The sequence below is a fragment of the Micromonospora sp. AMSO1212t genome (genome assembly GCF_008868145.1).
Taxonomy (GTDB): domain Bacteria; phylum Actinomycetota; class Actinomycetes; order Mycobacteriales; family Micromonosporaceae; genus Micromonospora; species Micromonospora tulbaghiae.
In genome coordinates this window covers 1-18,126 of the sequence record NZ_WBKS01000123.1, presented here as the reverse complement: position 1 = coordinate 18,126, position 18,126 = coordinate 1, and the positions used below count along the sequence as shown (strand labels likewise).

The 18,126-nt window shown below is 72.4% G+C and carries 19 protein-coding genes and 1 pseudogene; 4 read left to right on the top strand and 16 right to left on the bottom strand.

The window, feature by feature from the left end:
• Positions 1-241: 241 nt before the first annotated feature.
• From tatC to F8279_RS24220, 5 genes are all read right to left on the bottom strand, one after another.
• Positions 242-1,195 carry a twin-arginine translocase subunit TatC gene (gene tatC, locus F8279_RS24240; protein WP_091428106.1) on the bottom strand — a complete coding sequence of 318 codons (954 nt, stop codon included), beginning with the start codon at positions 1,193-1,195 and terminating at the stop codon, positions 242-244.
• A 21-nt stretch (positions 1,196-1,216) separates the two neighbouring features.
• Positions 1,217-1,546 carry a Sec-independent protein translocase subunit TatA gene (tatA, locus tag F8279_RS24235; RefSeq protein ID WP_091428102.1) on the bottom strand — a complete coding sequence of 110 codons (330 nt, stop codon included), beginning with the start codon at positions 1,544-1,546 and terminating at the stop codon, positions 1,217-1,219.
• Positions 1,547-1,764: 218 nt separating this feature from the next.
• Complete coding sequence (locus tag F8279_RS24230) at positions 1,765-2,013, bottom strand: hypothetical protein (protein ID WP_091428101.1); 249 nt, start codon at positions 2,011-2,013, stop codon at positions 1,765-1,767.
• Between the two features lie 10 nt (positions 2,014-2,023).
• The gene (locus tag F8279_RS24225) at positions 2,024-3,031 is read right to left on the bottom strand and encodes a YafY family protein (protein ID WP_091428099.1); all 1,008 of its coding nucleotides are present in this window, start codon (positions 3,029-3,031) and stop codon (positions 2,024-2,026) included.
• Positions 3,028-4,026, bottom strand: coding sequence for a YafY family protein (locus F8279_RS24220; protein WP_091428097.1), 999 nt, complete (start codon positions 4,024-4,026; stop codon positions 3,028-3,030). Before F8279_RS24220 ends, F8279_RS24225 begins: the two co-directional genes overlap by 4 nt.
• A 104-nt stretch (positions 4,027-4,130) precedes the next feature.
• Between F8279_RS24220 and F8279_RS24215 the strand changes: the two genes are divergently transcribed.
• Together F8279_RS24215 and F8279_RS24210 are read left to right on the top strand one after the other, a co-directional pair.
• Entirely contained in the window at positions 4,131-5,123 is a 993-nt protein-coding gene (locus F8279_RS24215) for a cation diffusion facilitator family transporter (RefSeq protein ID WP_091428094.1), read from the top strand.
• Positions 5,124-5,167: 44 nt separating this feature from the next.
• Positions 5,168-6,253, top strand: coding sequence for a DUF3866 family protein (locus F8279_RS24210; RefSeq protein ID WP_091428092.1), 1,086 nt, complete (start codon positions 5,168-5,170; stop codon positions 6,251-6,253).
• A gap of 51 nt (positions 6,254-6,304) precedes the next feature.
• Here F8279_RS24210 and F8279_RS24205 read toward each other — a convergent pair whose 3' ends face one another.
• From F8279_RS24205 to arc, 8 genes and pseudogenes are all read right to left on the bottom strand, one after another.
• Entirely contained in the window at positions 6,305-6,523 is a 219-nt protein-coding gene (locus F8279_RS24205) for a hypothetical protein (RefSeq protein WP_091428202.1), read from the bottom strand.
• Positions 6,524-6,582: 59 nt separating this feature from the next.
• Complete coding sequence (gene pafA / locus F8279_RS24200; RefSeq protein WP_091428090.1) at positions 6,583-7,941, bottom strand: Pup--protein ligase; 1,359 nt, start codon at positions 7,939-7,941, stop codon at positions 6,583-6,585.
• 287 nt (positions 7,942-8,228) lie between these two features.
• A pseudogene (prcA, locus tag F8279_RS24195) lies at positions 8,229-8,921 on the bottom strand (proteasome subunit alpha); the annotation flags it as partial.
• Between the two features lie 54 nt (positions 8,922-8,975).
• Positions 8,976-9,815: a proteasome subunit beta gene (prcB, locus tag F8279_RS24190; protein ID WP_175438919.1), complete on the bottom strand. Its 840-nt coding sequence runs from the start codon at positions 9,813-9,815 to the stop codon at positions 8,976-8,978.
• A complete protein-coding gene (locus tag F8279_RS24185; RefSeq protein ID WP_225853395.1) occupies positions 9,734-9,916 on the bottom strand; it encodes an endonuclease VII domain-containing protein in 183 nt (60 codons plus the stop codon). Before F8279_RS24185 ends, prcB begins: the two co-directional genes overlap by 82 nt.
• 73 nt (positions 9,917-9,989) lie before the next feature.
• Positions 9,990-10,196, bottom strand: coding sequence for a ubiquitin-like protein Pup (locus F8279_RS24180; protein ID WP_013286106.1), 207 nt, complete (start codon positions 10,194-10,196; stop codon positions 9,990-9,992).
• Positions 10,197-10,303: 107 nt separating this feature from the next.
• Entirely contained in the window at positions 10,304-11,821 is a 1,518-nt protein-coding gene (gene dop / locus F8279_RS24175) for a depupylase/deamidase Dop (protein ID WP_151501164.1), read from the bottom strand.
• Positions 11,822-11,985: 164 nt separating this feature from the next.
• Positions 11,986-13,767 (bottom strand): proteasome ATPase, encoded by a 1,782-nt coding sequence (gene arc / locus F8279_RS24170; protein WP_091428079.1) that lies wholly within the window; start codon positions 13,765-13,767, stop codon positions 11,986-11,988.
• A 177-nt stretch (positions 13,768-13,944) separates the two neighbouring features.
• On the opposite strand from arc, the gene F8279_RS24165 reads away from it, so the two are divergent.
• Positions 13,945-14,238 carry a ferredoxin gene (locus tag F8279_RS24165; protein ID WP_013286103.1) on the top strand — a complete coding sequence of 98 codons (294 nt, stop codon included), beginning with the start codon at positions 13,945-13,947 and terminating at the stop codon, positions 14,236-14,238.
• Between the two features lie 58 nt (positions 14,239-14,296).
• Here F8279_RS24165 and F8279_RS24160 read toward each other — a convergent pair whose 3' ends face one another.
• The 3 genes from F8279_RS24160 to F8279_RS24150 all read right to left on the bottom strand — a co-directional run bounded on the left by F8279_RS24160 (position 14,297) and on the right by F8279_RS24150 (position 17,044).
• Complete coding sequence (locus tag F8279_RS24160; RefSeq protein ID WP_091428199.1) at positions 14,297-14,869, bottom strand: hypothetical protein; 573 nt, start codon at positions 14,867-14,869, stop codon at positions 14,297-14,299.
• 175 nt (positions 14,870-15,044) lie between these two features.
• Positions 15,045-15,989: a tRNA (adenine-N1)-methyltransferase gene (locus F8279_RS24155; protein WP_091428077.1), complete on the bottom strand. Its 945-nt coding sequence runs from the start codon at positions 15,987-15,989 to the stop codon at positions 15,045-15,047.
• Positions 15,986-17,044 carry a M50 family metallopeptidase gene (locus tag F8279_RS24150; protein ID WP_151501165.1) on the bottom strand — a complete coding sequence of 353 codons (1,059 nt, stop codon included), beginning with the start codon at positions 17,042-17,044 and terminating at the stop codon, positions 15,986-15,988. The genes F8279_RS24155 and F8279_RS24150 overlap by 4 nt, the downstream gene beginning before the upstream one ends.
• 230 nt (positions 17,045-17,274) lie before the next feature.
• Here F8279_RS24150 and F8279_RS24145 point away from each other — a divergent pair.
• Positions 17,275-18,126 (top strand): PD-(D/E)XK nuclease family protein (locus F8279_RS24145; protein WP_192580759.1); only part of this gene is annotated, 852 nt, incomplete at its 3' end.

The following is an 18,126-nucleotide window of genomic DNA, read 5'->3' as shown; positions in this document are numbered from 1 at the left end:
CCCTCCCCCCGGCGATCTTGCAGTTTCGGCCCGGGCGAAGTGCGGATTTCCGGCATCGGAGGGGCACCAAGTCCATGATCGGCGCGGGACGGGCCGTCGGCGTTCCCGGAGGAGCAACACGTCCAAGATCGGCTCGGGACGGGGTGTCCTGCGGCCTCGGAAGGGCGGCGACGCGCGGCTGCGCAGACGCGGACGCCGTCCCCGTGAGGCGGGGACGGCGTCCGGAGGTGAGCGGGATCGGTCAGGTCATGTCGTCGTAGCGGCGTTCGATCGGCTTCGGGGCGACGATCGGCTCGGGTGCGCCGATCGGCTCGGACGCCTCGATCCGGCCACCGGCGGGCACCGGCTCGTCCGACAGGTCCAGCGGTGACACCTCGTCGTCGGCGATGCCGGCGTAGGCCTCACGCCCGCGACCGCGCCGCCTGTCGTTGAGGAACGCCACCCCCACCGCGGCGAAGTAGAGCGCGCAGAGGCAGATCGCCAGCGCGGTCATGCCGAACGGGTCGGGCGTCGGCGTGACCACCGCGGCGAAGGCGAAGAACACGAACACCGCAACCCGCCACCAGCTCAGCAGCCGCTTGGCGCTGGCCAGGCCGACGAAGTTGAGCATCAGCACGATCAGCGGGAACTCGAACGCCACCCCGAACAGCAGGATCAGGTTCGTGACGAACGAGATGTAGCGGGTCACCTCGAGGTTGGTCGTGATGTCGTCGCCGGAGACGTTGAGCAGGAACTCCAGTCCCTTGGTGGTGACGAAGAACGCCAGCACCGCGCCGGCCGCGAACAGCGGGGCCGCCAGGGCGGTGAAGACGTACGCGTAGCGCCGCTCGTGCCGGTGCAGACCGGGCGCGATGAACGCCCAGAGCTGATAGAGCCAGACCGGCGCCGCGATGATCAGACCGACCCAGAGACCGATCTTCAGATTCAGCAGGAAGACGTCGGCGACACCGAGCTGCACGAACAGGCACTTGCCGGTTTCCGGATCGATCGACTGCGGCAGGTCGCAGTAGGGCTTCGACAGCAACACCCGGACCGGCGTGGCCAGCCAGATGCCGAAGCCGAAGCCGACCAGGATCGCCAGCGACGCGCGGAACAGCCGGTTACGCAGCTCGCGGATGTGCTCGATGAGCGTCATCGAGCCGTCTGCCGCACGGGCGAACGAGCTCGGGCCGCGCTTCTTCAACCCGAAGGCCACGGTGGTTGAGGCCCTCTCGGATCAGTTCTCGCGGACGCGCTGCACCGGGTCGGCCGGCGGGGCCACGGGCTGCTGCGGCTGCGGCGCGTACGGCTGCTGCTGGGCGTACTGCTGCTGCACGTAAGGCTGCCCCTGCACCGGCTGCTGCGGCTGGAGCGGCTGGTAACCCGCCTGCGCGTCGGCCTTCTCGGCGAGATCGCGGTCGTCGTCGTGCAGGCTCTTGGTCTCGGCCTTGATGATCCGCAGCGAGCGGCCCAGCGAGCGGGCCGCGTCGGGGAGCCGCTTCGCGCCGAAGAGCAGGATCAGCACGACCACGAGTACGGCGATGTGCCACGGCTTGAGGGCACCCATGGGAAGCTCCAGTCGCTCTGTGTCGGTGAGGGGTGGGTCGTCGCCCATCGTACGTGTGTCGCAGCGGCTTGCCACCCCCGCGGGCCTGCTGGTGCGGGCCCGATCGGTGAAGTTTCGACCAACCCGAAGTGTCCCGTCAACCGTCCAGGTCCGCGCATTTCTGCGCGTAACCACCCGGGAACGCGCAGACGACGCTCATCGGGGCGACCGCCGTCGGTTCAGTCGCCGCGCTTGGCCTTGATCAAGACGATTCGCTCCTGCGCGACAGCCGCTCGTTCCTGGAGCGACTCGGCCCGCGCCTGCAACTGCTCGGCGGCCGACCGCAGCGACTCGGCCTCGACCGCCCGGCGCTGCAACGCCAGCGCGGAACGGCGCAGCCCGGGCAGGCGGCTCACCACCGGACGGATCGCCAGGGCCAGTACGACCAGCGCCAACAACACGACCCCGAGCACGATCCAGATCACCACGGCGGTCAGCCTATCGGGTGCCGCCGACGGCCGCCGGGTCGGCGCTGCCGGCCGGGGTGGCGTACGCGTCGAGCGCGGCCACGGCCTGGGCGCGGACCTGCTCGGCCAGCTCGGCCGGGGCCACCACTGTCACCTCCGGGCCCAGCCCGAGCACGAACCGCCGGGCCCACCCGAGGTCGGTCACGCGCAGCGACACCAGCCACTGCTCGCCGTCGGCCTCGACCCGCTCGCACGGATAATATTCGGTGATCCACCGCTCGCCCCGGCCGATCCGCAGCGTGATCAGCGGCAGGTCGGCCGACGGGCTGAACACGCCGTCGCTGAGATCGTGCGGGCGGGCCTGCGGCGGCACCACCGCCTGCTCCGGCAGCTCGGTCACCGCGTCGATCCGGTCGGCCCGGAACAGCCGCACCCCCTCGGCGCGGCGGCACCACGCCTCCACGTACGCCCGGCCGCCGACCATCAGCATCCGCAGCGGGTCGATGGTGCGTTCGGTGGTCTCGTCCCGGGCCGGGGTGTAGTACGTGATCCGCAGCGCCCGGCCGCGCTCGACGGCGGCGCGCAGCTCGCGTACCCGGGCGGAGTCGCCGGGCAGGCGGACCTCGACGGGGGCGCCGGCCAGGTCACCGGCGGCGTTCTCGATCTTGGCGAGTGCCCGCTCGACCGCCTCCCGGTTGGCCACGCCCGGCGTCTCGGCGATCATCCGCAACGCCACCACCAGCGCCAGCGCCTCGTCCGGGGTGAGCCGCAGCGGGCGGTCGATCCCGGCGTCGTAGGTGATCGTCACCCGGTCACCGTCGAACGCCATGTCGATCAGGTCACCGGGGCCGTAGCCGGGCAGCCCGCACACCCAGAGCAGTTCCAGATCCTCCCGGAGCTGCTTCTCGGTCACCCCGAGGTCGTGCGCCGCCTCGGCGATCTCGATGCCGGGGCGGGCCAGCAGGTAGGGGACCAGGTTGAGCAGCCGGGCCAGCCGGTCGGCGGACGCACGGCCCGCGCGGGACGCCGGGCGGGTCACCGGGCACCCCCCGTCACGGCCAGCTCGTCGTGCCGGGCGGCGACCTCCTTGAGCCGCTGGATGACCGCCTCCCGTACCTCCGGTGGCTCCAGCACGCGGACGTCCGGGCCGTACCCGACGATCTGGCCGGCCAGGTAGTCGGCGTCGGCGTACGGCAGCACCAGCCGGTCGCCGTCGGGGCCGGCCTGGCACTCGACGGCCCAGCGGCGCAGCCCGGCGGCACGGCCCGGCGTGGCCAGGACCGTGGCCCGGCCGGTGCGCTCCACCGGCCCGGACCAGCGGGCCACGTGGCTGATCAGGTCGACACCGGCGGGCGGCTCGTAGGCGCCCGGCTCGCCGGTCGCCCGGACGGTGCCCACCACCCGGGACAGCCGGAAGCAGCGGGTCGCCGCACGGTCCAGGTCGTGGCCGACGACGTACCACCGGCCGCGCCAGCAGACCACGCCCCACGGCTGCACCCGGCGGCGGGTGGGCGCGTCGCGGTCCGGCACGCGGTAGTCGAAGCTCACCTCGCGCCGGTCCCGCGCGGCGGCGGTGAGCGGCGCGAACGCCGGGTCGACAGTGACCATCGGCTCCAGGCCCAGCGTGGCCTGCGGGTCGACGTCGATGCCGGCGGCGCGCAGCTTCGCCAGCCCGGACGACGCGGCGGCGGCCAGCCCGGCGTGCTGCCACAGCCGGGCGGCGATGCCCACGGCGGCGGCCTCGTCCGGTTCGAGCGGGATGTCGGGCAACGCGTACGCGCGCGGCGCGATCCGGTAGCCCGGCTCGGCGTCGAAGACGCTCGCCGTGCCGGTCTCCAGCGGCACGCCCAGCTCACGCAGCTCGGCCTTGTCGCGCTCGAACTTGCGCTGGAACGCCTCGTGGTCCTTGGGGTCGTCCGGGTCGTGCTCGTAGCCGGGCACGGTCGCGGCGATCTGCGCGGCGGTCAGGAAGCGTCGCGTCGACAGCAGGCAGATCACCAGGTTGACCAGGCGTTCGGTACGGGTCCGGGACACGCCCAAACGCTAGCAGCCCGCGCGTCCGGCGCGGGCACCCGCGCGGCGCGGCGCGGGGGTCTTCCCACCCGGCGGCGGGCATCGACCGGTCATAGGGTGATCGCATGGCGGAACCGGAGGTCAAGACCGAGAGCGTCGGCACCGTCGTGGTGGCCGGCGCGGCGAACCTCGCCATCGCCGTCGCCAAGCTGGTCGCCGGCCTGATCTCGGGCTCCGCGGCGATGCTCTCCGAGGCCGCCCACTCGCTCGCCGACACCACCACCGAGGTGCTGCTCTACCTGGCGCTGCGCCGCGGCGCGCGGCCCGCCGACACCCGGCACCCCTTCGGGTACGGCAAGGAGAGCTACGTCTGGGCGTTCCTCGCCGCGCTGTTCACCTTCGTCGCCGGGGCGGGCTTCGCCATCACGCACGGCGTGACCACCATCCTGGTGCACGAGCACAGCGGCGAGTACCTCGTCGCGTACGTGGTGCTGGCGGTCTCCTTCGCGATCGAGTCGGTGTCGCTGGCCCGGGCGGTCCGGCAGGTGCGCGGCGAGTCGCGCCGCTGGGGCACCACCCCGCGCCGCTACCTGCGCCTGACCGCCGACACCACGGTCAAGGCGGTCTTCCTGGAGGACAGCGCCGCGCTGATCGGCCTGCTGATCGCCGCCGGCGGGCTCACCCTGTCGCACCTGACCGGCGACGAACTGTACGACGGGATCGCCTCGATCCTCATCGGCGTGCTGCTGCTGGTGGTCGCCGCCGTCCTGGCCCGCAGCAACATCTCGCTGCTGGTCGGCCGCTCGGTGTCCGACCGGCTGCACCGGCGCATCGAGCGGGAACTGGCGGCGGTGCCGACGGTGGACCGCGTCGACACGCTGATGACCATGTTCCTCGGCCCGGACGACATCCTCGTCGCCGCCAAGGTCGACTTTCGCGACGACGCCACCGGCGCCGACATCGAGGCCGCCGCCGACGAGGCCGAACGCCGGCTCACCGGGCACTTCCCGGAGATCGCGTACGTCTTCCTCGACCCCACCCGGTCCCGGTCGCCCGGCCGGACCGCCCGCACCACACAGGACGAGGCGGGCCGCCCGGTCGACGACCGGAACCCCTGACCCGCCCGGGGCCCGTCCCGGCAGCGGCCGATAGCGTGCACCGCATGGTGCGATGGCGGTCCGGCACGGTCACGGCGGTACGGCGACGGTGGGCCGGCGCTGTCGAACTCGACGTCGACCTGCCCGACGGCGCCCGGATGCGCGCCCTGGCCTACCCGGCCCTGGTCGGCGAGCCGGAGCCCGGCGACCGGGTGCTGCTCAACGCCGGCGCGCTGCTGATGGGCCTCGGCACCGGCGGCTACGCGCTGGTCGTGGCGCTGCCCGACCGGCTGCCGCCGGACCCGCCGCAGGCCGGCGACAGCCGCGACGCCGGGCACCTGGTCAAGGCCCGCTACACGCCGCTGCAACCGATCCTGCTCGGCGTGGACGAGGAGGCGTCGCCGCACCACGACCGGCTCGCCGCCGCCGACTCGGTCGACGGCATGCCGGTGGTCCTCGCCGACCTGCACTCCGCGCTGCCGGCGATCCTGGCCGGCGTCCGCGCCGACGCGCCCGACGCCCGGGTGGCGTACGTGCTGACCGACGGCGGCGCGCTGCCGGCCTGGTTCTCCCGCACCCTGGCCGGCCTGTCCGGGCACCTCGTGGGCACCGTCAGCGTGGGCCAGGCGTTCGGCGGCGACCTGGAGGCCAGCACCCTGCACAGCGGCCTGCTCGCCGCGCGGCACGTGCTCGACGCGGACCTGACGATCGTCGCCCAGGGGCCGGGCAACCTCGGCACCGGCACCCGCTGGGGCTTCTCCGGCGTGGCCGTCGGCGAGGCGGTGAACGCGGTCGCCACGCTGGGCGGGCGCCCGGTCGGGTCGCTGCGCATCTCCGACGCCGACGCCCGCCCCCGGCACCGTGGCGTCTCCCACCACAGCCTGACCGCGTACGGCCGGGTGGCGCTGGCCCCCGCGGAGCTGGTCGTGCCGGACGGCCTACCCCCCGGCCTGGCGGTGGAGGTCGCCGCGGCGCTGGCGCCGCTGGCCGACCGGCACACGGTCGTCACGGTGCCCACCGACGGCCTCGACGCGGCGCTGCGGGCCACCCCGGTCGGCCTGTCCACGATGGGCCGGGGCCTGGACGCCGACCACGCCTACTTCCTGGCCGCGGCCGCCGCCGGCCGGTACGCGGCCGGCCTACTGGGTTGATCGGGACCGGCGGCGGCCCACTGCCGGGCCGGGTGGCGTCCGGCGCGGCGCTCAGCCGAGGAACAGGATGAGCCCGAGCCAGGCGCCCACGATCAGCACAAGCGCCACTGCCAGCACCCAGGTCGGCACCGTGTAGTCGCCGCGCCTGTTGCGTTCGACCTCGGCGCGGATCTTCTCCCGCCGGCGGTCGATCCAGTTGAGCTTCTCGGTGCCGTCACGGCCCGCCGACGTCTCGCGGCCGGAACCACCGGCGGATTCGGAAGTGTTCATCGCGACGCCAGCGTACCCGTGGACGGGCGGCCGGTGCCGGGCACCGGCCGCCCGCACGGTCACATGCTGGCGATCAGCCGTTCCACCCGCTCGTCGTAGGCCCGGAACGGGTCCTTGCACAGCACCGTGCGCTGCGCCTGGTCGTTCAGCTTCAGGTGCACCCAGTCCACGGTGAAGTCCCGCCGCTTCTCCTGGGCGTGGCGGATGAACTCGCCACGCAGCCGCGCCCGGGTCGTCTGCGGCGGCGTCTCCTTCGCCTCGAAGATCTCCGGGTCGGTGGCCACCCGGTCGACCTCGCGACGGCGCTCCAGCAGCCCGTACAGGCCGCGCCCGCGCCGCAGGTCGTGGTAGGCCAGGTCCATCTGCGCCACCCGCGGGTGCGACAGCGGCAGGTCGTGCTTGCGCTGGTAACGCTCGATCAGCTTCAGCTTGGTGATCCAGTCGATCTCGCGGGCCACCGGGTCCAGGTCGCCGGTCTCGACCGCGCGCAGCACCCGGCCCCACAGGTCGACCACCCGCTTCGCGGTCTGGTCGCCGCCCCGGCGCTCCACGAACTCCGTCGCCTTGGCGAGGTATTCCTGCTGGATCTCCAGCGCCGAGACCTCCTTGCCGGAGGCCAGCCGCACCTTGCGCCGGCCGGTGATGTCGTGCGACACCTCACGGATGGCCCGGATCGGGTTCTCCAGCGTCAGGTCGCGCATCACCACGCCGGCCTCGATCATCCGCAGCACGATGTCGGCGGTGCCGACCTTCAGCAGCGTGGTGACCTCGTTCATGTTCGAGTCGCCGACGATCACGTGCAACCGGCGGTAGCGCTCGGCGTCCGCGTGCGGCTCGTCCCGGGTGTTGATGATCGGACGGCTGCGGGTGGTCGCCGAGGAGACGCCCTCCCAGATGTGCTCGGCCCGCTGGGACAGGCAGTAGACCGCGCCGCGCGGCGTCTGCAGCACCTTGCCCGCGCCGCAGATCAGCTGCCGGGTGACCAGGAACGGGATGAGCACGTCGGCGAGCCGGCCGAACTCGCCGTGCCGGGACACCAGGTAGTTCTCGTGGCAGCCGTACGAGTTGCCGGCCGAGTCGGTGTTGTTCTTGAACAGGTAGATCTCGCCCGCGATGCCCTCGTCGTGCAGCCGCTTCTCCGCGTCGATGAGCAGCCCCTCCAGGATCCGCTCACCGGCCCGGTCGTGTGCCACCAGGTCGGTCACCGAGTCGCACTCCGGGGTCGCGTACTCCGGGTGCGAGCCCACGTCCAGATAGAGGCGGGCACCGTTGCGCAGGAACACGTTGCTCGACCGGCCCCACGACACCACCCGCCGGAACAGGTACCGCGCGACCTCGTCGGGGGACAGTCGACGTTGCCCGCGATAGGTGCAGGTGACGCCGTACTCGGTTTCGAGGCCGAAGATTCGCCGCTCCATGATGAGACACTAGCCGCCCGGAGCCTCCGATGGGCAGCGCCGACGCTCGCCGCTTGCGATCTCCCCCGCGCGGACCGGCGAGGTGCGGCATCCGTACGCGAAAGACCCCGCCACCTCGACGAGGTGGCGGGGTCCGTGAACGCGCGTCACTCGGTGGGCTTGTCCTCCGCGTTGCCCTCCAGGTCGGCCGAACCCGCCGACGTGGTCGGCTTCTTCGCCTCCTCCGTCGGCATGGTCGGCGTCTTCGCCCGGCCCGGCGCCGGGGCGACGTCCCCCTCGGCCTCGCCGTCCAGCAGCGCGGTCAGCGCCGCGCCGGTCACCCGCCGGAAGGTACGCCCCACCCGGCGCCGATCCAGGACCGCCACCTCGAGCTGGTTCGCGGCGATCGTGCGGGCCGCCCCGCCCTCGCCGCCGACGCTGCTCAGCGCCTTCATGGCGGCGCGGACCGCCTCCGACAGCGACATCTCCGGCCGGTGCTCGTTCTTCAGCACCCCGCTGATCGCCTCGGCCTGGCCGCCCATCGCCATCCGGCCCGGCTCGTCGTTCACCGAACCGTCGTAGGTCACCCGGTAGAGGGAGTCGTCCTCGGGCGCGGCGCCCACCTCGGCCACGCAGATCTCCACCTCGAACGGCTTCGACTGCTCCGTGAAGATCGCGCCGAGCGTCTGCGCGTACGCGTTCGCCAGCGCCAGGCCGTTCACGTCCCGCCGGTCGTAGCTGAGGCCGTTGAGGTCGGCCATCCGCACACCCGCGCGCCGCAGGTTCTCGAACTCGTTGTACCGGCCGACAGCGGCGAAGCCGATCCGGTCGTAGATCTCGCTGACCTTGTGCAGCGTGCTGGACAGGTTCTCGGCGACGAAGAGCACCCCGCCCGCGTAGCTCAGGACCACCGCGCTGCGGCCCCGGGCGATGCCCTTGCGGGCCAGCTCGGAGCGGTCGCGCATGATCTGCTCGGGCGAGGCGTAGAACTGCATGGCCACGGCGGCGGTTCTCCTTCTGCGGGGCTGCTGACTCGGTGGACGGTGGGAGCGGCCTCAGCCGCCGGGGTTCTCCATCCGGCCGGACACCACGCTCTCCGCGATCGCCGCCGTCTCGGCGTCGGTGAGCCGGTGGGTGCCCTCGGCGGTAGCGGTCATCACGACCGGGTAGATCCGCCGGGTCAGGTCGGGGCCACCGGTGGCGGTGTCGTCGTCCGCCGCGTCGTAGAGCGCCTCGACCGCCAGCCGCGTCGCGTCCCCGACCGACAGGCCGGCCCGGAACCGCTTCTTCAGCGCGGACTTGGCGAACAGCGAACCGGAGCCGATGGCGTCGTAACCGGTCTCCTCGTACGGGCCGCCGGTCACGTCGAAGCTGAAGATCCGCCCGGCCCGAGCCGGGTCGCTCGCGGCCAGGTCGAAGCCGGCGAACAGCGGGATCACGGCGAGGCCCTGCATGGCCGCGCCCAGGTTGCCGCGAATCATCGACGCCAGCCGGTTGGCCTTGCCGTCGAGCGAGAGCATCGCGCCCTCGATCTTCTCGTAGTGCTCGAGCTCCACCTGGAACAGTCGCATCAGCTCTATGCCGATGCCGGCGGTGCCCGCGATGCCGACGAGCGAGTACGCGTCGGCCGGGTGCACCTTCTCGATGTCGCGCTGGGCGATCAGGTTGCCCATCGTGGCGCGCCGGTCGCCGGCCATGACCACGCCGCCGGCGGCCGAGATGGCCACGATCGTGGTCGCGTGCGGCGCCATGTCGGCGGCCATGCCGGGCGGCAGCGGCCGCCGGCCGGGCAGCATCTCGGGGGCCACCTTGCTCAGGAACGCTGTGAAGGAGGACGTCCCCGCGTTGGTGAACACATCTGGAAGACGCCCGGATGGATCAAAACCCGCTGCCACGTGGTTCCTCTCAGGTACGTGATCGCCCCGGCCGGCCCCACGGGAGTGTCCCGGGACCGGCCAAGACCACCGTTGCAGTTGAAGCAGATTATCCCGCGCACCCGTCCGGTGCGATCATCGTGGTGCCGGCGGTTGACCTGTCCTTCGCCCTGGCGGACGAAACGGACATATGTCCTATTGGCCGCCCTTTTGTACGTAGCCCCTCACGAATTCCTCGGCGTTCTCCTCCAGGACGGAGTCGATCTCGTCGAGCAGGTCGTCCACGTCCTCGGTGATCTCGGCGTGCCGCTCAGCCACCTCGGGGTTGGCCTCCGCGGTGACCTCCTCGACCTCCTCGCGGGACTTGCCGGACTGGGTCTGCCCACCCTCTTGCGTCGCCATGGTGGTGCCTCCTCCACGATCGCCTGCGATCAACTTACCTCGCGGGAGCGACGAAAGGCCCGTCGCGTGCCCGTTTCCGGCACCCGGCGGGCCTTCCGGCATCGGGGTCACCCGCCGGTGAGCGTCTCCAGCAGATCCTTGGCGCTCTCGCAGCGGTCGAACAGCTCGCCGACGTGCGCGCGGGTGCCCCGCTCGGGCTCCATCATCGGCACCCGGACCAGCGACTCCCGGCCCACGTCGAAGATGACCGAGTCCCAGCTCGCGGCGACCACCTCGGAGGCGTACCGGTCCAGGCAGCGGCCCCGGAAGTAGGCCCGGGTGTCCTCCGGCGGCTCGGTCATCGCGGTGCGGGTCTGCTCGTCGGTGAGCAGCGTCTTCATCGAGCCGCGCTGCACCAGGCGGTGGTACAGGCCCTTCTCCGGCCGCACGTCGGAGTACTGGAGGTCGACCAGCTGCAGCTTGTGCGAGCCCCAGGCCAGCTTCTCCCGCTCCCGGTAGCCCTCCAGGAGCCGCAGCTTGGCCACCCAGTCCAGCTCGTCGGCGCACTCGAACGCGTCCCGGCCGAGCCGGTCCAGCACGCTCTCCCAGCGGCGCAGCACGTCGGCGGTCTGCGCGTCCACGTCCTGGCCGTAGCGGTCGTCCACGAAGGAGCCGACCCTCTCCAGGTACGCCCACTGCACGTCCAGCGCGGTCAGCTTGCGGCCGTCGCGCATGCGCATCAGGTGCTTGAGCGACGGGTCGTGGCTGACCGCGCGCAGCTCGGCCACCGGGTCGGCGATGCCCAGGTCCGCGCCGAGCGCCTTCTCCTCGATCATGGCGAGGATCAGCGAGGTGGTGCCGACCTTGAGGAACGTGGAGATCTCGGAGAGGTTCGCGTCGCCGATGATGACGTGCAGCCGGCGGTACTTGTCGGCGTCGGCGTGCGGCTCGTCACGGGTGTTGATGATGGGCCGTTTGAGCGTCGTCTCCAGTCCCACCTCGACCTCGAAGAAGTCGGCCCGCTGGGAGATCTGGAAACCGCTCTGGCCGCCGTCCTGGCCGATGCCGACCCGCCCGGCGCCGCAGACGATCTGCCGGGTGACGAAGAACGGCGTCAGGTACGCCACGATGTCGGCGAACGGCGTCTGCCGGCGCATCAGGTAGTTCTCGTGCGCGCCGTAGCTGGCGCCCTTGTTGTCGGTGTTGTTCTTGTACAGGTGGATCGGGTGGGTGCCCGGGATGGTCGCGGCCCGCCGGGCCGCCTCGGCCATCACCCGCTCCCCCGCCTTGTCCCACCGCACCACGTCCAGCGGGTTGGTCACCTCGGGCGTGGAGTACTCCGGGTGCGCGTGGTCGACGTAGAGGCGGGCGCCGTTGGTGAGTATGACGTTGGCGAGCCCGAGATCCTCGTCGGCGAGCGCCTCGGCCGGGTCGTACGCGGCGCCGGAGTAGGTGAACCCGCGCGCGTCGCGCAGTGGCGACTCCTCCTCGTAGTCCCAGCGGGCCCGGCCGCCCCGGTTGAGTTCCGGCCGTGCTCCGTAGGCGTTGACCACCTGGGAGGAGGTGACCATCGGGTTGGCTCCGGCCTGACCGGGCACGGAGATGCCGTACTCGACCTCGGTGCCCATGATCCGTCTAACGCTCATCGACCTGCCCGCTCCGCTCGCCGTCCCGGTCCCCGTCACGTCGAGCGTAGTCGGCGTGACGCGCCGAGGGGGCGTGGCGGCAGCGCCGGTCCGGTGTGGCGGCCCACCCGGATACGCGCGAAGGCCCGTGGCGCGTACGCCACGGGCCTTCGTCGAGGGTCGGACTAGAGGTATTGGCCGGTGTTGCTGGCGGTCTCGATGGACCGTCCGGCCTCGGCGCCCTTGCCGCCGGAGACGAGCGTGCGGATGTAGACGATCCGCTCGCCCTTCTTGCCGGAGATGCGGGCCCAGTCGTCGGGGTTCGTGGTGTTGGGCAGGTCCTCGTTCTCGCGGAACTCGTCGACGCAGGCGTCGAGCAGGTGCTGCAGGCGCAGCCCCTTGCGGCCGGAGGTGAGGAACTCCTTGATGGCCATCTTCTTGCCCCGGTCGACGATGTTCTGGATCATCGCGCCGGAGTTGAAGTCCTTGAAGTAGAGGACTTCCTTGTCGCCGTTGGCGTAGGTGACCTCGAGGAAGCGGTTCTCCTCGGTCTCGGAGTACATCCGCAGGACCACCGCGTCGATCATCGCCGCGACGGTGGCCTGGGCGTCTCCGCCGTGTTCGGCCAGGTCGTCGGCGTGCAGCGGCAGGCCGGCGAGGATGTACTTGGAGAAGATGTCCTTCGCCGCCTCGGCGTCCGGCCGCTCGATCTTGATCTTCACGTCGAGCCGGCCCGGACGCAGGATCGCCGGGTCGATCATGTCTTCCCGGTTGGAGGCGCCGATGACGATGACGTTCTCCAGGCCCTCGACGCCGTCGATCTCGCTGAGCAGCTGCGGGACGATGGTGTTCTCCACGTCGGAGGAGACGCCGGAGCCGCGGGTGCGGAACACCGAGTCCATCTCGTCGAAGAACACGATCACCGGAGTGCCCTCGCCGGCCTTCTCCCGCGCCCGCTGGAAGATCAGCCGGATGTGCCGCTCGGTCTCGCCGACGTACTTGTTGAGCAGCTCGGGGCCCTTGATGTTGAGGAAGAAGCTGGTGTGCCGGTCCTTCCCCTCCCGCTCGGCGATCTTCTTGGCCAGCGAGTTGGCCACCGCCTTGGCGATCAGCGTCTTGCCGCAGCCGGGCGGGCCGTAGAGCAGGATGCCCTTCGGCGGCCGGAGCTGGTGCTCGCGGAACAGGTCGGAGTGCAGGAACGGCAGCTCCACCGCGTCGCGGATCTGCTCGATCTGTGCCTGGAGGCCACCGATGTCCTCGTAGTTGACGTCGGGCACCTCCTCCAGGACCAGTTCCTCGACCTCGCTCTTCGGGATCCGCTCGTACGCGTACGCCGAACGGGGCTCGATCATGAGCGAGTCGCCGGCCCGGATCGCGCTGCCGATCAGGGTCTCGGCGAGGTGCACGATGCGCTCCTCGTCGGAGTGCGACACCACGAGTGCCCGGTCACCCGGAGCGCCCTCGGGGCCCGCCAGGATCTCCTTGAGCATCACCACCTCGCCGACCCGCTCGTAGCCGAACGCGTCGACGATGTTGAGCGCGTCGTTGAGCAGGACCTCCTGGCCACGGCGCAGCTCGTCGACCTCGAGCGAGGGCGAGACGGCCACCCGGAGCTTGCGCCCGCCGGTGAACACGTCCACCGTGCCGTCGTCGTGCTTGGCCAGGAAGACGCCGTAGCCACTCGGCGGCTGGGCGAGACGGTCGATCTCCTCCTTGAGCGTCACGATCTGCGCGCGAGCCTCCTTGAGGGTGCTCACGAGCCGTTCGTTGTTCTCGGTCAGCCGCGCCAACTGTGCCTGGGTGGCCGCCAGCCGCTCTTCGAGCTGCCGGACGTGTCGAGGGCTTTCGGTCAACTTGCGCCGCACCAGAGCGAGTTCCTCTTGCAGGAACGCGACCTGCGTGGAGAGATCGTGGGCTTCCTTTTCCCACCGTGCGGCGCGCGAGTCCGCGTCGTCGCTGCGTGCCACGTCCCACCTCCCCGGGGGGCTTGAACGTTCTGACCTAACACTAGCCGCTATGAGCCCGATTCGGTCCACAGCAACGCGCTCGTCACCGAAGCTTGATCGCGAAGGGCTGGTCGCGGGGCGGGTACGGGCGTTCGGGTACCGTCGGAGTGTGGGACGGGAGAACATGGGGGGTGCTTCGTGACCGACGTCGCGACCGACCAGTTGCAGGTCTGGGTCGATCAGGATCTCTGCACCGGTGACGGGCTCTGCGTGCAGTACGCGCCGGAGGTCTTCGAGTTCGACGTCGACGGCCTGGCGTACGTCAAGGGCCCGGACGGCGAGCTGCGGCAGGCCCCCGGCGCCCGGGTGGACGTGCCGGAGCACCTGCGCCTCGAGGTGATCGACTCGGCGAAGGAGTGCCCGGGCGAGTGCATCCACGTCGTGCGCGGCAGCGACGGCGTCGAGGTGGCCGGCCCGGAGGCCGAGGACTGAGGCGGAGACGGACACGACGGGCCGGGGACACACGTTCCCGGCCCGTCGTGCGTCCGCCTCAGAGCAGGGGCCGGCCGACGACCGAGGCGACCAGCCGGGCGAACTCCTCCAGCCGGGCGATCTGTCCCGCCCCGCCGTCGTCGAGGGTCTTGCCGAAGCGCAGCGCGTCGTGCCGGGGCGCGCCCATCGCCTCGTCGCTGGGCGGCGCCTCGTCCAGCGAGCTGAGCAGCAGGTACACGTCGATGCTGTCGACGCGCACAGTGCCGTTGTCGGCGCGCATGAGCCGCCGCCGGCAGCCGACCTCGGTGACGGTGGACAGCGGCACCACGCGCAGCGAGGAGGTCATCGCGCCGGGTGGCCCCTCCCCCGGCGGCACGTCCTCGCCGTGCCAGAGCACCAGCCGGCTGCCGTCGCAGACGACGACCTCCTGCCACACCCCGTTCACCTCGTTGACGAAGCGCTCCAGCGTGAAGCCGAGCACCGACGCGCCGCGCAGCACGCCGTCGAGCGCCTCCAGCGCGATGTCCGGGTCGCGCAGGTACGCCCGGGCGGCCGACTCCAGGTCGGTGTAGGGCGACCAGTCCGGGAAGACGGCCGGCAGGTCGCCGTTGCCGTAGCCGGGGTTGCTCACGCCGCCTCCCGCCGGCCCGCGCCGCGGCGCCGCCATCGGTTTCGGTCACCGGCACGGGCGCGCCGCCCGATGCGCGCCCCGATCCGCTCGCTCATGCCACCGTCTCCACCCGCTCAGGTGTCGTCCCCACCGGCACACATGATCCGCCCGTACGCACGCGCCCGCGCGGCGGGGGTCAGGACTGCTCCGGCTCCTCCGCCGCGCGGGCCGCGGCGGCGGCGCGCAGGGCGTCGCGGCGCTGCGCGTACGCCTCGGCGCCCTTGCTGGGCTTGCGCCGGCGCGGCGGCGCGGTGACGCCGGGGGCGAGCTTGCGGGCGGACACCAGGAACGCGGTGTGGGCGATCATCCGGTGGTCCGGGCGGACCGCCAGCCCTTCGGCGTGCCAGTCGCGCACCAGCGACTCCCAGGCGCGCGGCTCGGTCCACCCGCCGCGCTCGCGCAGCGCCTCGACCAGTTCGGACAGCTGCGGTGTGGTGGCCACGTAGCCGATCAGCACGCCGCCGGGCACGAGCGCCCGTTCGACCATGTCGAGCATCTCCCACGGGGTGAGCATGTCGAGGATGATCCGGTCGAAACCGGTCTCGGCGCAGTCGGCGACGTCGCCGACGTGCAGCCGCCAGGCCGGGTGCGGGCCGTTGAAGAACGCCTCGACGTTGCGGCGGGCGATCTGGGCGAAGTCGTCGCGCAGCTCGAACGAGTGCAGCTCACCCTCGGTCCCGACGGCCCGCAGCAGCGAGCAGGACAGCGCGCCGGATCCGGCGCCGGCCTCCAGCACCTTGGCGCCGGGGAAGATGTCGCCCATGGCGACGATCTGTGCCGAGTCCTTCGGGTAGATCACCTGGGCACCGCGCGGCATGGACAGGACGTAGTCCGACAGCAGCGGCCGCAGCGCCAGGAACGCGGTGCCGCCGCCGGCGGTGGTGACCACGCTGCCGTCGGGCAGGCCGATCAGGGTGTCGTGCTTGAGGATCCCGCGGTGGGTGTGGAACTCCTTGCCGGGCTCCAGCGTCACGGTGTGCATCCGGCCCTTCGGGTCGGTCAGCTGGACCCGGTCGCCCGGCCGGAACGGCCCGCGGTGGACCGGGGGCAACGCCGGGACGGTGGAGATCTCTGCGGTCACGTGTTCGTCTTCCGTTCGGGTTCCAGGAGCTGGGCGAGATCCGCGATGTGCAGCACGCCGACCACATCTTCGCCTGCCGTCACGACGTACTGCGCGCCCGGGTGGGTGCGCACCGTCTCCAGCACGCGCTCGCCGTCCGCCCCGAGCGGCAGGGCCGGCACGGCGGACAGGTCGCGGGCCACCTCGTCCACCGCGACCCACGGCCTCCGTTCCGGGGGTACGGCGGCGACGCGGGCCGGGTCGACAAGGGCGACGGTACGGCCGGCCGAGTCGACCACGCCGAGCGCGGCCTCGGGGGTGCCCGTCTCGTCGCGGCGGCGCTGCGCCTCGGCCAGCGGCGTGCCGGCGGGCACGGGCAGCACCGGGCGGGCCAGCCGGGCCAGGTCGACCAGGTGCAGCCGGCGGCCGATGCGCGCCATCCGGATCGACTGGCCGGCGCCGCGCCACAGCGTCAGCGCGACGAGCAGCAGCAGCGGCAGGGCCAGCGGGGCGAGCGCCCGGCGCATGGTGAGCACCACGACCAGCGCCAGCGTGCCCAGCGCGACGGCCCGGCCCACCCAGCCGGCCACCTCGGTGCCGCGGTGCCGGTCGCGGGTGAGCGCCCACACCGCGGCGCGCAGTGCCCGGCCTCCGTCCAGCGGCAGGCCGGGCAGGCTGTTGAAGATCGCCACCACCACGTTGCTGACCGCGAGCTGGAAGGCGAGCTGGTGGCCGAGCGTGCCGGCGGGCAGGGCGAGGGTGGCGGCGACCGCGCCGGCGCCGAGCACGGCGGAGACGGCCGGGCCGGCCAGGGAGATCAGCAGCTCGACCCGGGGGCTGGGAGCGTCGCGGTCCATCTCGGTGTAGCCACCGAGCAGTTCCAGCGTGATCCCCCGCACACCGATGCCGTACCGGCGGGCGGTCAGCGCGTGGCCCAGCTCGTGCAGCAGCACGGAGCCGAGCAGCGAGACCACGAAGCCCAGGCCGACCAGGTAGCCGCCGAGCGGGCCGAGGTCGAGCTGGCGGCGGGCCAGCGCCGCGTACAGCACGGTGACCACGACGGTGAGCAGAAGCATCGAGGCGTCGACGCGCAGCGGCACGCCGAGGACCCGGCCGAGGCTGAGCCCCCGCCGGCGGGGGCCTCGGCTCCGCTGCTGCACCGGCCCGATGCTACGTGAGCTGAGCTTCGGCGAGCCCCGCAGCCGTGGTGGACCGAGGGCGCCGCGGTTGCGGATCATGCTTCGGTGCGGCGACGCCGGCCCTGTCACACGCGTGCCCTAACCTTCCGGGCATGACGGCGGAACCGATGATCGACAGTCACGGCGACCAAACGGCGGCACCGGCGCCGGTCACCGTGCGGGCCTCGTTGTCGCCGTCGCGGGCGGCCGACTTCAAGACCTGCCCGCTGCTCTACCGGTTCCGCAGCATCGACCGGCTGCCCGAGCGGCCGACCGTCGAGCAGGCCCGGGGCACGCTCGTGCACGCCGTGCTGGAGCGGCTGTTCGACCTGCCGGCCGCCGCGCGCACCCCGGAGTCGGCCGGTGACCTGGTCGCCCCGCAGTGGGACCGCCTGGTCACCGAGGAGCCGGAGCTGGCCACGCTGTTCGCCGACGGCGACGCCGTCGGGCCGCAGGAGTTCCTGCGGTCGGCGACGGCGCTGCTGGACGGCTACTTCGCGGTGGAGGACCCGCGCCGGCTGGAGCCGGCCGAGCGCGAGGCGCTGATCTCCGCGGTGGTCGACGACGAGCTGCTCATCCGGGGTTACCTCGACCGGCTCGACGTCGCGCCGGACGGCGCGCTGCGGGTGGTCGACTACAAGACCGGTGGGGCGCCGCGGGAGGCGTTCGAGGCGCGGGCGCTGTTCCAGCTCAAGTTCTACGCCCTGGTGCTGTGGCGCACCCGGGGTGTGGTGCCGCGCGTGCTGCGCCTGCTCTACCTCAAGGACGCCGAGGTCTGCGACTACGCGCCGGACGCCGAGGAGCTGGTGCGTTTCGAGCGCACGGTGGTGGCGCTGTGGCGGGCGATCGAGCAGGCCACCGCCCGGCAGGACTTCCGTCCCCGGCCGAGCCGGCTGTGCGACTGGTGCAACCACCAGGCGCTGTGCCCGAGCTACGGCGGGACGCCGCCGCCGTTCCCGGTGACCGCCGCCGCACCCGAC

Bases quoted from the DNA above. Each gene is read 5' to 3' on its own strand.
- dop (WP_151501164.1), bottom strand. From the start codon at position 11,821: ATGAGCGTTAGACGGATCATGGGCACCGAGGTCGAGTACGGCATCTCC.
- F8279_RS24215 (WP_091428094.1), top strand. From the start codon at position 4,131: ATGGCGGAACCGGAGGTCAAGACCGAGAGCGTCGGCACCGTCGTGGTG.
- tatA (WP_091428102.1), bottom strand. From the start codon at position 1,546: ATGGGTGCCCTCAAGCCGTGGCACATCGCCGTACTCGTGGTCGTGCTG.
- F8279_RS24210 (WP_091428092.1), top strand. From the start codon at position 5,168: ATGGTGCGATGGCGGTCCGGCACGGTCACGGCGGTACGGCGACGGTGG.
- F8279_RS24205 (WP_091428202.1), bottom strand. From the start codon at position 6,523: ATGAACACTTCCGAATCCGCCGGTGGTTCCGGCCGCGAGACGTCGGCG.
- F8279_RS24150 (WP_151501165.1), bottom strand. From the start codon at position 17,044: ATGCTTCTGCTCACCGTCGTGGTCACCGTGCTGTACGCGGCGCTGGCC.
- pafA (WP_091428090.1), bottom strand. From the start codon at position 7,941: ATGGAGCGGCGAATCTTCGGCCTCGAAACCGAGTACGGCGTCACCTGC.
- F8279_RS24180 (WP_013286106.1), bottom strand. From the start codon at position 10,196: ATGGCGACGCAAGAGGGTGGGCAGACCCAGTCCGGCAAGTCCCGCGAG.